We start from the raw sequence: 13,537 nt of genomic DNA, 5'->3' as shown, positions 1-13,537 counted from the left end.
TGTAGATTTTCACTTACTTCGCCGTTGTTAGTGTTTTAGCAAAGCGACACCAACAACATTTATTACCTTCATAACTCATGAATTTTTCTGTAACCGACAACGTTTTTTTTAAGGAGACTTCTCTTCTACAAAAAGAAGACAAAAAAGGAACAATTACTCATAAAAGTCCTTCAAATATTGCACTCATAAAATATTGGGGAAAACATGGAGTTCAACTTCCAAATAATCCGTCGCTTAGTTTCACACTTACCAATGCCTTTACAGAAACAAAATTGGAGTATAAAAGCAAAACAGAAGGCGAATCAAAAGCTGAAATTTCTTTAGAATTTTGGTTTGAAAATAAGAAAAATGAAAAATTCGAACAAAAAATACGCAAGTTTTTAGAAAGTCTTTTGCCTAATCAACCCTATTTAGGTTTTGTTCATCTCAAAATCTATTCTCAAAACTCCTTTCCTCATTCGGCAGGAATTGCTTCGTCAGCTTCTAGTATGGCTGCTTTAGCGTTGTGTTTGTGTGATTTGGAAAGGCAACTTTTGAATACTTTAGAGAATAAAAAAGAATTTTATCAAAAAGCATCTTATTTGGCTCGTTTGGGTTCTGGAAGTGCTGCTCGTTCGGTTTATTCCAACATTCCAATCACAACTTGGGGGCAAACAGAAAGTATAAAAAATACTTCTGACCTTTTTGCAAGTCCATATTCTCTACCCATTCATGCTATTTTTCAAAATTATCAAGATACAATTTTGATAGTTTCGGCAGAAGAAAAAAGTGTTTCTAGTCGTGCTGGTCATGCACTTATGGAAGATAATCCATTTGCAGAAACTCGTTATAATTTAGCTCATTCGAATCTCAAAAAATTAATTGATGCTTTATCAACAGGCGATACAGGAACTTTTATTGAAGTTGTGGAAAATGAGGCTTTTGTCTTGCATGCACTCATGATGTGTAGCTCACCTCCTTTTATTTTGATGGAAACAGGAACGCTTACCATTATCAAAAAAATACAGAAGTTCCGTCAAGAAAAAAACATTCCTATCTGTTTTACACTTGATGCTGGTGCAAATGTACACGTCTTATATCCAAAAAAATACGAAAAAGAATGCTTAGACTTTATAGAAAGAAAGCTAAAACCATTTTGTTTTGAAGGAAAGTATCTAAAAGACCATGTCAGTTACCAGTCATCAGTAAAATAAAGTTAGAAGTCAGATTTAAAAAGTCAGAAGTAAAATACAATTCTGTATTTGAAAATGTTTTTTTATTATCCTGCCTTTCATCATAAAAATCATATAAATCATTTACCAATCCTACCCCATTTGTAATTAGCTATGCTGATTATTTCATAATTCGTAATTAATAAAAATGAAATCTCCTTTTTTTAACTCAAAAATTCTACTTTTTGGCGAGTACGGCATCATTCACGAGGCAATGGGACTTGCTCTTCCTTACGATTTATTTCAAGGAAGGTTAATATTTAAAAATGTAACGCAAGTTTCTTCTAAGATTCTTCAATCCAATAATGAACTTCGCACCTTTGCTGATTATCTTAGAAGGCTTGTAAAAGAAGATGATTTTCCGATTGATTTTGATTTTACTTCACTAGATTTTGATTTGGAGCAAGGACTGTTTTTTGAATCTACCATTCCACAAGGTTTTGGTGTGGGAAGTTCGGGTTCACTTACGGCTGCGATGTATCAACGTTATGCACGCAGAAAATTACCGATTGCAAACGGAGTTCCGACCACAGAAGAAATTAGTAATTTGAAAAAAGTTTTTGCTAGAATGGAAAGTCATTTTCACGGTTCTAGTTCTGGTTTTGACCCTTTGATTTGTTATTTGAATATGCCTTTGCTTATAAAAAGTAAAAAGGAAATTGAAGTAACTCAAATTCCAGACTTTGAAGAAAATAAAGAAAATAGTACAGAACTCAATAAAGGAGCAGTTTTTTTATTAAATACAGGAAGACCACGCAGAACCGAGCCTTTAGTAAACCTTTTTTTAGAGAAATGTAAAAATAAAGACTTTGCAGATGCCTGTCAGAATGAGTTTATTCCTTTGAATAATGCTTGTATAGAAACATTTTTAGCCAATGATTTAGAAGCAATGTTCAAAAACTTGAGTGACTTATCTCATTTTCAATATAAGAATTTTCAGCCTATGATTCCGTCTTTATACCGTCCACTTTGGAAATACGGATTACAAACCGATGATTATTATTTGAAACTCTGTGGCGCAGGTGGTGGAGGTTTTATCTTAGGTTTTGCAAAAGATTTTGATAAAGTAAAACATCATTTTTCACAGTATCAAGTTAGAGTGGTTTATGAGATTTGATTGTTTTTTTTGGAACACAAAATACACGGCTACAAGCTGAATACATATTATTCACTCGTTAAAAACGAGCGAGAATCATTTTTTTTGCGAGCGATAGCTGGGGATTTAGTATTAGAAATATTATAGCTTCTGATAGTAAGAATTAAAAAACATAAAAATAGCCTTAAAAGTATTTCCCATATTTCTAAGGCTAATTCAATGTAAAAAAGTGATTTTTACTCTTTTATTAATTTAATGTGAATTTGGTATTTTTTCTCCTTTTTTGTCAAATTTTAGTTATTAATTTCAACGTTTTCAAGTCATAAATACCAATTTCATTCTTGTCAGTCTTATCGTACTTGCCGTTATTGTTTGTGTCATAGTGTCCAGTAATTATGATAGTTCCTGTTTTTCTATTTACTACCCAAGTACGAACAAATAATTTGCTATCAGTTAGTTGAGTTCTCTCTTTTCCATCTGTTGATAAAATAATTATTTGCTTAGGATCGTTCCAGTCAATCCCTTTCTTTCCATCTAAATCAACTGTCTGAGCAGATACAATAATTTTGTTTATTCCTAATTCGTCGATTTTTACTTGCTCAATTTTTTCAAAATATCCGTCTTTGGGAATATCAACTTGATTTGTCTCTCCACTCTTTGTGTCAATAAAAAGCAAATAACGACTTTTGGTATCTATTTTTCCTCGGTTTTCAATAGTCGCAATGACATAGTCGGTTCCTTCAATTTCTGTCAATTTATTGAATTGTGTGTAGTTGTGCTTGTCTTGTGCATAAGATGTGAAGGTTAGCAAAATCAATGCAAGAGTGATAAGTTGTTTCATATTTAGTGATTATTTTAAATATATGTTTCTCAAATGTAAAAAATTCCATCAAAAGGCAAAAACTGTCAAACAGCTTTTTAATTAAAAATAAGAAAAGTCTTAACTCCTATTTTCTGTATATTTCTGTTATTACTACTTCAAAATTGATAGACTGTTCCTTTCATTGAGAAACAATACAAAATTTTATTTCCTATCTGCATAGACTTCAATAGTTTTCCTTAAATTTGTCGATACTCATCTTTTTAGAAAAAATAGACATTAATTTACGAATGAAAAAAATACTTATTGCAGGTGCAGCAGGATTCTTGGGTTCACATCTTTGCGACCGTTTTATTGCAGAAGGTTATTATGTTATCGGAATGGATAACCTTCTGACAGGAAATATCAAAAATATCGAACATCTTTTTGAACTTCCTAACTTCAAATTTTATCATCACGACATTACTACTTTTGTGCATGTTCCTGATGATTTGGATTATATTTTACACTTCGCTTCTCCAGCTTCTCCGATTGATTATCTCAAAATGCCTATCCAAACCTTGAAAGTAGGCGCATTGGGAACTCATAATCTTTTAGGACTTGCAAAAGCAAAAAAAGCTAGAATTTTGGTGGCTTCTACTTCCGAAATTTATGGCGACCCAGAAGTTCATCCTCAAACAGAAGAATATTGGGGACATGTAAATTCTGTTGGTCCTCGTGGTGTTTATGACGAAGCAAAACGCTTTTTGGAATCAATCACAATGGCATATCACAATGCACACGCAGTAGAAACTCGTATGATTCGTATCTTCAACACGTATGGTCCTCGTATGCGATTGGATGACGGACGTGTTTTGCCTACTTTTATGCGTCAAGCGATTGAAGGAGAAGATTTGACAATTTTTGGCGATGGTTCTCAAACTCGTTCTTTTTGTTATGTAGATGATTTGGTAGAAGGAATTTATCAACTTCTTTTGAGTGATTATCATTTGCCAATGAATATTGGAAATCCTAGTGAGATTTCTATGTCTGATTTTGCAGAAGAGATTATCAAACTAACAGGAACTTCTCAAAAAGTAGTTTATCAAGACCTTCCAGTAGATGACCCAAAACAACGCTGTCCAGATATTACAAAGGCAAAAAATATTTTAGGTTGGACTCCAAAAATTGATCGTGCAGAAGGATTGAAGCGTACTTATAAATTCTTTAAAGAAATATTAGATAAAAAAGCTGCTGATAATTCAGTAAAAGCATAATTTTTATAAAATAGATAGACATTTAATCTAACATTTTTACTGCAACGCATGTTTTGATTCTTTCGTCTTAGGAATAAAATGCACAAATTTGATTTATCATTTTCTAGCATCTTTACTTATTTCTAAAAGGCGAAAGAATCATTTTTTTATAGTCTATTTTAGAAGAAAAAACACAAAATAATAAATCAATAATTATGATAAATAAAAAAATAATTGATAGTTTAAGTATCAAAATTGCAGCTTTTCTTTTTGTAGGGTTATTTTTTCTTACAGGTTGTTTTGCAGAACCTGATTACCCAAACACACCTCAAATTGAATTTGTAAGTTTACAAAACCTAGCAAGTAAATCAAGAACAAATGTTGATTCTGTAGTAATTACTCTATTTTTTCAAGATGGCGATGGCGATTTGGGACTTACCTCAACAGATACTTTACCTCCTTTTTCTGATAGAAATTCAGATGGAACAGTCAATCGTTTTAGACATAATTTTTTTGCTGATGTAGAGCGTTTGAATGAAGATGGAGAATTCGAACCTGTTACTTTTGCTTCTCAAAACTTTAATCTAAACTCTCGTTTTCCAGTTCTCAATACACTAGAAAAAGAAACAGCTCTAGAAGGCGACCTTAGATATTCTCTTACTTTATTTGCTACTAGCTTTTCTCCTGTTCAGAATGGCGATGTTTTGAGATACAAAATAAGTATTGCTGACAGAAATCTTAATGAAAGCAATGTTATTGTAACCGATCCAATGACAGTAGGTGTTTATGATGAATAAAGTAAAACAAATTTAGATTTTAGAGGCTAGGTTTTAGAACTAAATACCTTATATTTGAGTTCTAAGTTTATTACAATGTCAATTCGTTCAGAATGTTAATTTCTAATTTATGTTATTACTTCTGAATTCATACTTCTAACTTCTAATTTTATTTAATTTGGTAGAAAAAATAATACCTTTAAAAGATATTTCTTTAGTTGATTTTTTGGGCGTAGAAAACAGAAATATCAAAGAAATTTCACTCTCTTTTCCCAATAGTAAGATAGTGGCTCGTGGAAACGAACTTCGCATACAAGGTAATCGCCCCGAACTTTTGCACATTAACGAAATTATAAATCTCCTTTTGGAACATTATAATCGTTATGGCTTAGTTTCTGTCGAAGATGTTCGTAGTTATATTGAGCAAGATGCTGATATGATTTCGCAAGCTCGTCAAAAAGACGAAAATTTGGTTTATGGCATACAAGGCACACCTATCAGAGCCAAAACTCCTAATCAAAGAGAACTTGTAGAAGCTGCATCAAGTAACGATGTTATCTTTGCACTTGGACCAGCAGGAACAGGAAAAACTTATATTGCTGTTGCTTTGGCTGTTCGTGCATTGAAAAACAAACAGGTCAAAAAAATTATTATTACTCGCCCTGCTGTCGAAGCTGGAGAAAGTTTAGGCTTTTTACCAGGGGATATGAAAGAAAAAATTGACCCTTATTTGCGTCCGATTTATGATGCTTTGGCTGATATGATTGCACCCGAAAAGCTCAAATTTTATCAAGATACTAATGTCATTGAAATTGCTCCGATTGCTTATATGCGTGGTCGTACACTTTCAAATGCTTTTGTCCTATTAGATGAAGCTCAAAATACGACAACGATGCAACTCAAAATGTTTCTTACTCGTTTGGGATTGGATTCGAAGATGATAATTACAGGAGATATGACACAGGTAGATTTGCCTAGAAATGTTTCTTCTGGACTGGCACAGACTGTCAAAATCCTCAGAGATATTGATGGAATTTCGATCATAGAACTTTCTGGAAAAGATGTCGTTCGTCATAAACTTGTTCGTCATATTATTTCAGCGTATGAGTCTTTAGAAGACCAAATTGCCCAAAAATCAGAAGAACGAAGAGAAGCAATTATCAAGGAAAGTAGAGAAAGTAGAGCAAAAAAACAAGAAGGTAGAGAAAATGCTTTTGATAAATTGAAACGTCAAGATAACTCAGAAGAAGAGTAATTTTTGAAATATCTATTTTCTCAGAGCAAATTCAAAAAGCTACTTTAAAGCTATTTTGAAGAGTTAATGTCGTCCAAGTCTTCAAAAATTACCTTTTAAATTTTGCAAAACTGCTTATTTAACCGTAAAAACCTTATAATCAACAAGTTAAGCGTGTCGTCGTACCCTAGGAGTTTTCTTATTACTGGAGAGCGACGACAAGCAAGTTATTTTTATAAATAAAAAAGTTGGTTTCTATTGCAGAAATCAACTTTTTTTCTCATATTACAACGGAATTAATCGTAGCCATTTTGGTATTGAAACAAAAAATACTAATTGCTAACTGCTTTCTTTGCTGTTAATTAATCGTAGCCATTTTGGTATTGAAACGGAACAATAAAGGTTTACAACTCTTTTCGTAATGTTAATTAATCGTAGCCATTTTGGTATTGAAACGTGATAGCCAGTAGCCATTTTTTTTCTGCTTCTTCGATTCTTCGAATTAATCGTAGCCATTTTGGTATTGAAACAAATAAATGAATATTTAGCTAAAGCATTAAAAGATTAATTAATCGTAGCCATTTTGGTATTGAAACTTAGACCTTTCAAAAAATAGCTATTTAAAAATTACCAATTAATCGTAGCCATTTTGGTATTGAAACATTTTCATAGGTCAGTTATTTTGTTGTAAAAATGATAATTAATCGTAGCCATTTTGGTATTGAAACACCCACAAACTAAAAGTTTTGATTTTCTTGAAATTCTCAATTAATCGTAGCCATTTTGGTATTGAAACGAGGTTTAGGAGATACCTTTCTAATTTCATAAAACTACTTTCCTTCTTTTTCTTCCTCCCTTTTTTAAAAAACTCTTCATATTTTCTCTTCTGTTCTTTGTACTCTATGTAACCTCCAACGCAACTATAAAAATAGAATAGCTAAGGATTATCTTTGCAATAATAACCAGAATACCAAATCGTTTTCCAATAAGAGATTTTATGGCTCAGTATATGTATTTTGTGTAGCAACAAAAGGAGTTATAAAGATGAAAACTAACATAGAAAAATACTTTTTATAAAAAACTTCGTTACTAGATTGAACAGACTTAAACAAAAATTAAGTGTTTTATCTGTTAGAATATTGAATTTACCGAAAAATGAATCAAAAAAACACAATGTAATTTTTTTTCTAAAATAAAACCATTAGATTTGCATTAACAATCTACTTACATACCCAAGGATTATTGATTATTATTTTGCTTGATTTTAACATTCTATTTTTTTAGACAAACAGAATTTTATAAAACAACTGAAATATTACAAAAACATACAACTAACTACATTAAAATGGATTCAGCTCATTCTAACCTCAAGAAGAAGTTCAAATTTACAGCCCTGCAATGGTCGGCTCTTGTTATCTTGCCCCTGTTTATATTTGCTCTTGTTATCAAGGTACAAGAAAGACAAGAAAGTGAAAATACTGTTGATAAGGTAGTTAACACACAAAACTCTCAAACAGAAAGCTATATGATTCAGACAGTTTCTCAACCTGTAGTTCATGATTCTGAACGTTCTAAAAACTCTGATTCTGCTAAATAAATACTACCTCCACAGCTATTTTTTGTTGCTCCTGTAACTGAAGCTAATGTATTGGTTTCTTCTCTAAGTCTTAAAACTCCCAAAAAGGCAAAAATTAGAGCTTCTTTGTAGGCGATAAGTGTTTCATCTCCTTTTTCTACTTCAATTTCTGGTAATAGTTCACTCAAATAATTGATTAACAAATCGTTATGCACTCCTCCTCCTGTAACTAATATTTTCCTTTTTATTTCTTTTTTTGGTAAAGTCAATTCAACTTTCTTGATACTTTCAGCCATCTGAAAAGCCGAATGATACGTACAAGTGTGTAATAAATCCTTAATGACTGATTTTTCTTGATTGGGTTGTTGGGTTTCTAACAAAGGAAACACAAATTCTTCTACCCATTCTCTGCCTAAAGATTTGGGATAATCTTGCTTATAAAAACCTAAATCATTCAACTTTTGAAGTAATTTGTCATTGATTTTTCCTTCTTTTGCTAACTTTCCTCCTTCATCATACTTAAAACCTATTTTGTTGGATAAGTAATTCAAAACCATATTACAAGGACAGATATCAAAGGCAAAACGAGAATTTATACTTTTTTTATTTTTGGTAAAAGAGATATTTGCTATACCTCCCAAGTTCAAACAAAAATCATAGTCAGAAAAAAGAAGCTCGTCTCCTATCGGAACAAGTGGCGCACCTTGTCCACCTAAAGCAACATCTACTTGACGAAAATCACAAACAACTTTAAAACCTGTCTGTGCTGAGAGCATTGCACCATTTCCAATTTGAAGTGTAAAACCACCTCCTTTGTTATTTCCTTCCTTTTTTGAATAAGGTTGATGAAAAATAGTATGCCCATGTGAAGAAAGACAATCTAAAGAGGAAAAATCAAACAACTCACTTTGCAAAACAAACTTATTTACCTCATCTACTAAAAATTTTGTCCATTCTGTTTCTAATTCTTTGAGTTTGAAGGCTGACAAAAAATGTGCGTTTTGCAATTTTTGCTTCCAAATTTTATCATATTCTACAAATTTAGTGTTGATGATTTTATACTTCCATAATGACGAATTTTTTTTTTTATTTTCTTCGTTATAATTTTCAAATTTACAAAGTGCAATGTCTAATCCATCTAATGAAGTTCCTGACATAAGTCCGATACTATAATAAATATTTTTCATAATTTGCTTTAAAATAGGAATAAGTCTATTTGATAAATATAAAATGATATTCAACGTAAAAATTAAGGATTAAAATCTCAATAAAGTTGTTTGTTTGAGAGAATCTAAGTAATTTTTGGTACTAATTACAAAATAAGATGCTATTCTTTGTACTAACTTCTTTTATCTGTATTTTTGTCTATTAATTTTAATACAGAATTATGATGTTAGCTAAAAGATTAACCAACAAATAAATGGAATCAACCTATCTCTTGCAAAATTTTTTTCAAATTTTAGCTTTAAATCATATAGAAAAAATAATTAGCTCAAAAAAATTATTTTTTGTAATTATTTTGTCATTTTTAACCTCTACTACTGTTTTTTCACAAGAGCTAACTTCTTATGGAGTAACAGGAAGGGGGGGAGTAGCCACTACTTTTGCAACTGATTATCAAGCCATTGGAGTCAATCCTGCTAATTTAGCTATTCGAAAAAGTTTTAGAGACCCCAAAATTACATTCGGTTTCTTAGAAGGCAATATTGGTTTTTTTACAGAAAATGTAACATTTGGTCAGATTCTCAACAGTTATTTTCCAAAAGCTTTTAATAGTGGAAATAATTACCAACTTACTTATGCTGAAAAGCAAAAAGCAGCAAGAGACCTTACCAATACACCTCTTTCTGCTACCATCAATGCAACTTTATTTGGTTTTCATGTAAGCTCCGAAAAATTTGGTGGTTTGGCTTTTAGTGTTCGTGATAGACTAGATTTTTATAGCAAAACCAACTCTACACTTAGTGAAATTTTATTTTTAGGACAGAATGCTTCTTACTTTACTAATCTTTTACTTTCAAATGGAAATATCATTCCTAATAATTCAGATGTATCCCAAACTCAAAGGGATCAAGTAGTTTTTGGATTTCGCAATGAGAGTGATAGTCTTTTTAATTATGGAACAGTTATGAATAACTCTTCTATTCAGATGCTTTGGACAAGAGAATATAATGTTGCTTATGGAGCAAAAATAGTGGATAGTTATGATGTACAAGTATTTGCAGGAGTAGGTGTTCGCTATATTAGTGGTATTTCATTAATAGATTTAGAAGCACAAAACAATGAATTTGTGGGAAAAACAATCGCTCTGTCGCCTTCTTTCCCAGTAGAAGGCTTTGATATTGATAGTCCTACTAATGAAGGGTATCAGCCAAAAAATGGTTTTGCTCGTTTTGCACTTCCCAAACCTATTGGAAATGGTTATGGAATTGATGTTGGAATAAATATAGTAATTAAGAGAAATTTATATCTAGGTGCTTCTCTCGTCAATTATGGAAAAATGTCTTGGACAGGAAATGTATATAATATATCTGACGGAGTTTTGGCGCAAACACAAGGTTCGGGATTTGATAACTATAATTTTATTGAGTTTTCTCCAGAAACCTTTCAATTAGGTGGTGAGGGTTCGGCTCTATCTTGGGAAGGAAGTTCACAATTTGATGATGATTTGCCTGCTATGGTTCGTATGGGAGCAAGTTATGAATTTTTCAAAACAGCTCATTTGGGTTTTGATGTCCTTGTACCTCTTAATATAGATGCCCCAGGTAGTCTAGCAAGTAATTTATATGCTATCGGTGGCGATCTTCGTCTAACCAAATTATTAACGATTTCTTCTGGGATTAGTACAGGAGGGAATCAAGATTTTAATATTAATATTCCTTTTGGTTTAACTTATCACGCACGAAGAGGGCATTATGAAGCAGGTTTTAGTACGCAAGATGTTTCTTCGTTTATTGGAGATATAGAAGGTGGAGGAAATAATATTTCTTTTGCGCTTGGTTTTCTCAGATTCAAATTCTAACATTAGTGGTTAGTGCCAAATGACATTTTGATTTTTATTAGTATAAATCAGTACGTTTTTTTAGTGCAAAAAATTCGTAATTCGTAATTCGTAATTAAACATTTATTTTTTCTTGACTAATCGTATTCCTAAAAGTTTATCAAACTACGAGTACTTTTTTTCTAAATTTTCCTTTACATAATAAATATTTATAATAAAGATTATTGCCCCCATAAAGAATAAAGATACATCTCCAAGTTGATCATTTAAAACACCTATAATTAGATATAATAACGTAAAAACACCATTCATTACCCAATAAAGCAAATTTCTACCTAAAGTTTGCCAAGCTGTAGCTGGTAGATTTGTAGCCACATCAATAAAATACATTCGTTGAAGAGCTTTACCTATACTTTTATTTATCAAAATGCTATCTCTAAAAGTAAATAAGATAAAACTCAAAATGGCATAAAAATAAGGAGAAATAGAAACGTGCATTCTGATAAAAATAGCTGCCATGGCAATACAAATTCCTACCAAAATCAGTATATCAACAAAAAATGCAGCACTTCGATTGTCTGTATCTACAAAGACAAAAGGTAATTCGATAGGTTTTTGAAGAGTTAATTTTTTAGTTTTTGGAAAAATAGGCAAGGTAGCACGTTGGTCACAATGTTTATTTCCCATATACACCCAAGAATCTTTCAAAAAAGCAGATTTACAGACACTACAAAAAACCACCTCATCACCTTCTGAAAAACTATCACCCGTAACTGGGTCGTTTCGCTCTTCTAATAAAAAATGTTGATGTTTTTCTTCCCTAATCTGATAAGAATTAATTGACCTAAAACGCATTTTGGAACAAATTGTGAAGTAAAATAAACTAGCTTTGCCTATTGAATAAATAACTGAATAATCAAAATTCTAATTATACCTATAAATCCTTTCTCAAAATCTACTTATGAATATTATACCTACCTATTCACTTTCGAATCTATTATCTGCATTACTATTCTTAGTATTTACGCAGTTTATCTTTATCAGTTCTGTTTTTTCTCAAAATTTTTCTTCTGACACTTCTAATAAAACAAAATACTGGGTTTTCTTTTCTGAAAAAGACACAACAAATTATGATTATACGACTGCTATTTCTGCACAAACTATCGAAAATAGAATGTTGCAAAACCTTTCTTTGTGGCAATATAGTGATATTTCAGTTTCTGAAAAATTTATACATAAAGTAGAAAACTCTGCAACAGATAAATCAATCGTAAAATCAAAATGGCTGAATGCTATTTCTATTTACTTGAATGAAGAAGAAGTCAAAAAAGTTCAGAATTTACCATTCGTTACGCACCTACAAGCCTTGACTACAAAATGGAAACCTCTCTTTTATACCAAAACACAAAAAGCAGAAGAAATGAAAAGAGAAATGGGAAAAGCCATGGAACAACTAGAACTCTCTGCTTTTCAAAAAGAAAATCTAACAGGAAAAGGTGTTATAATTGGTGTTATTGATGCAGGTTTTTATGGAAGTGATAAAAGTAATTATTTGAAGCACTTAGATACAAGTCGTGTGTTGGGAATGCGTGATTTTGTAAACCCAAAACAAAAAGACCTTTTTAGAGAAAAAGAAACTTCTGATGATTCGCATGGAAAAACTGTTTTGGAAATGATAGGAGGATATAATGATGACAAAGATGATTCAAATCAAGTCGGTGCAGCTTCTGAAGCACAATTTTATTTGGCAAGAACTGACCATGGCGTAACAGAAACTCGTTCGGAAGAAGATTTTTGGGTGGCAGCTATGGAATGGATGGATAGCTTAGGCGTAAAACTCATCAATACTTCGCTTGGTTATTCTGTTGGTTTTGATGATAATAACGATAATTATGACATTTCTCAAATGGATGGCAAAACAAGTGTAGTCAGTAAGGCAGTCAATACAGCTTTCAATGAAAAAGGAATTTTGATTGTCGTTTCGGCAGGAAATGAAGGCTGGGACGATTGGAAAATTGTTTCTACCCCCGGAGATAGTCCATTTGCGCTTTCTGTTGGAGCAACCAATGGAGCAGGTCTGAAAATGGGTTATAGTAGTATTGGAGCAGATTTTGTAGAATTTTTGAAGCCAAATGTTGCTTGTTATTCGCTTACAGGAACATCATTTTCTGCACCAAATATCACAGGTTTTGCAGCATGTTTATGGCAAAAAAATCCAAAAGCAACAAATAAAGAAATCTTTGCAACGATAGAAAAATCAGCTTCTTTATATCCTTTTGGAAATAATTTTATAGGTTATGGAATTCCCAAAGCATCAATGGCAATCAAAATTTTGGAAGGTAAAAAAGTAAAAACTACAATCAAAGAAGTAGAAGAAAAAGGAAATTCTTTTAAATTTGATTTGCCAGCAGGGAAGCGTTATGTTGTTTTTCATAAGCAAGACAAACGAATTGTAGTAGAGCAAGATTCTGAAAAAGCTGCCAACAAAAAAGACATCAAAATTACTATTAAAAGACCTAAGGATACCAATTTTAGTACAATTTATATAGATGATTTGGGTGGTTTTGAAATTGAATGGAAGTAGAAAT

Annotated in this window: 11 protein-coding genes and 1 CRISPR repeat array; of the genes, 8 read left to right on the top strand and 3 right to left on the bottom strand. The window is 31.8% G+C overall.

Annotated elements, in window-relative coordinates:
- The first annotated feature begins 77 nt into the window (after positions 1 to 77).
- On the top strand, positions 78 to 1,193 hold the full coding sequence (locus ACE193_RS20425) for a diphosphomevalonate/mevalonate 3,5-bisphosphate decarboxylase family protein (RefSeq protein ID WP_375560059.1): 1,116 nt from the start codon (positions 78 to 80) through the stop codon (positions 1,191 to 1,193).
- A gap of 166 nt (positions 1,194 to 1,359) precedes the next feature.
- Positions 1,360 to 2,328 carry a mevalonate kinase gene (locus ACE193_RS20420; protein ID WP_375560058.1) on the top strand — a complete coding sequence of 323 codons (969 nt, stop codon included), beginning with the start codon at positions 1,360 to 1,362 and terminating at the stop codon, positions 2,326 to 2,328.
- Between the two features lie 265 nt (positions 2,329 to 2,593).
- On the opposite strand, the gene ACE193_RS20415 is transcribed toward ACE193_RS20420, so the two are convergent.
- Positions 2,594 to 3,148: a hypothetical protein gene (locus ACE193_RS20415; protein WP_375560057.1), complete on the bottom strand. Its 555-nt coding sequence runs from the start codon at positions 3,146 to 3,148 to the stop codon at positions 2,594 to 2,596.
- Between the two features lie 269 nt (positions 3,149 to 3,417).
- On the opposite strand from ACE193_RS20415, the gene ACE193_RS20410 reads away from it, so the two are divergent.
- From ACE193_RS20410 to ACE193_RS20395, 4 genes are all read left to right on the top strand, one after another.
- The gene (locus ACE193_RS20410) at positions 3,418 to 4,383 is read left to right on the top strand and encodes a UDP-glucuronic acid decarboxylase family protein (protein WP_375560056.1); all 966 of its coding nucleotides are present in this window, start codon (positions 3,418 to 3,420) and stop codon (positions 4,381 to 4,383) included.
- Positions 4,384 to 4,577: 194 nt separating this feature from the next.
- Positions 4,578 to 5,159, top strand: coding sequence for a hypothetical protein (locus ACE193_RS20405; RefSeq protein WP_375560055.1), 582 nt, complete (start codon positions 4,578 to 4,580; stop codon positions 5,157 to 5,159).
- 157 nt (positions 5,160 to 5,316) lie between these two features.
- A complete protein-coding gene (locus tag ACE193_RS20400; protein WP_375560054.1) occupies positions 5,317 to 6,393 on the top strand; it encodes a PhoH family protein in 1,077 nt (358 codons plus the stop codon).
- A 273-nt stretch (positions 6,394 to 6,666) separates the two neighbouring features.
- Positions 6,667 to 7,168: a CRISPR direct-repeat array (repeat unit 30 nt; unit sequence AATTAATCGTAGCCATTTTGGTATTGAAAC).
- 549 nt (positions 7,169 to 7,717) lie between these two features.
- Positions 7,718 to 7,969 (top strand): hypothetical protein, encoded by a 252-nt coding sequence (locus tag ACE193_RS20395; RefSeq protein WP_375560053.1) that lies wholly within the window; start codon positions 7,718 to 7,720, stop codon positions 7,967 to 7,969.
- On the opposite strand, the gene ACE193_RS20390 is transcribed toward ACE193_RS20395, so the two are convergent.
- Positions 7,927 to 9,135 carry an anhydro-N-acetylmuramic acid kinase gene (locus ACE193_RS20390; RefSeq protein WP_375560052.1) on the bottom strand — a complete coding sequence of 403 codons (1,209 nt, stop codon included), beginning with the start codon at positions 9,133 to 9,135 and terminating at the stop codon, positions 7,927 to 7,929. The genes ACE193_RS20395 and ACE193_RS20390 overlap by 43 nt on opposite strands.
- A 332-nt stretch (positions 9,136 to 9,467) precedes the next feature.
- Here ACE193_RS20390 and ACE193_RS20385 point away from each other — a divergent pair, with 332 nt between their 5' ends.
- Positions 9,468 to 10,970 carry a DUF5723 family protein gene (locus ACE193_RS20385; protein ID WP_375560051.1) on the top strand — a complete coding sequence of 501 codons (1,503 nt, stop codon included), beginning with the start codon at positions 9,468 to 9,470 and terminating at the stop codon, positions 10,968 to 10,970.
- Positions 10,971 to 11,114: 144 nt separating this feature from the next.
- Here ACE193_RS20385 and ACE193_RS20380 read toward each other — a convergent pair whose 3' ends face one another.
- The gene (locus tag ACE193_RS20380) at positions 11,115 to 11,804 is read right to left on the bottom strand and encodes a hypothetical protein (RefSeq protein ID WP_375560050.1); all 690 of its coding nucleotides are present in this window, start codon (positions 11,802 to 11,804) and stop codon (positions 11,115 to 11,117) included.
- 106 nt (positions 11,805 to 11,910) lie between these two features.
- On the opposite strand from ACE193_RS20380, the gene ACE193_RS20375 reads away from it, so the two are divergent.
- Positions 11,911 to 13,533, top strand: coding sequence for a S8 family serine peptidase (locus ACE193_RS20375; RefSeq protein ID WP_375560049.1), 1,623 nt, complete (start codon positions 11,911 to 11,913; stop codon positions 13,531 to 13,533).
- The last annotated feature ends 4 nt before the right edge of the window (positions 13,534 to 13,537 follow it).

Origin of the sequence: Bernardetia aquimarina (genome assembly GCF_042180575.1) — a bacterium.
In the GTDB taxonomy this organism is placed as follows: Bacteria; Bacteroidota; Bacteroidia; order Cytophagales; family Bernardetiaceae; genus Bernardetia.
The sequence above is the reverse complement of the archived record's forward strand: the minus strand, read 5'-3'. Positions and strand labels throughout refer to the sequence as shown.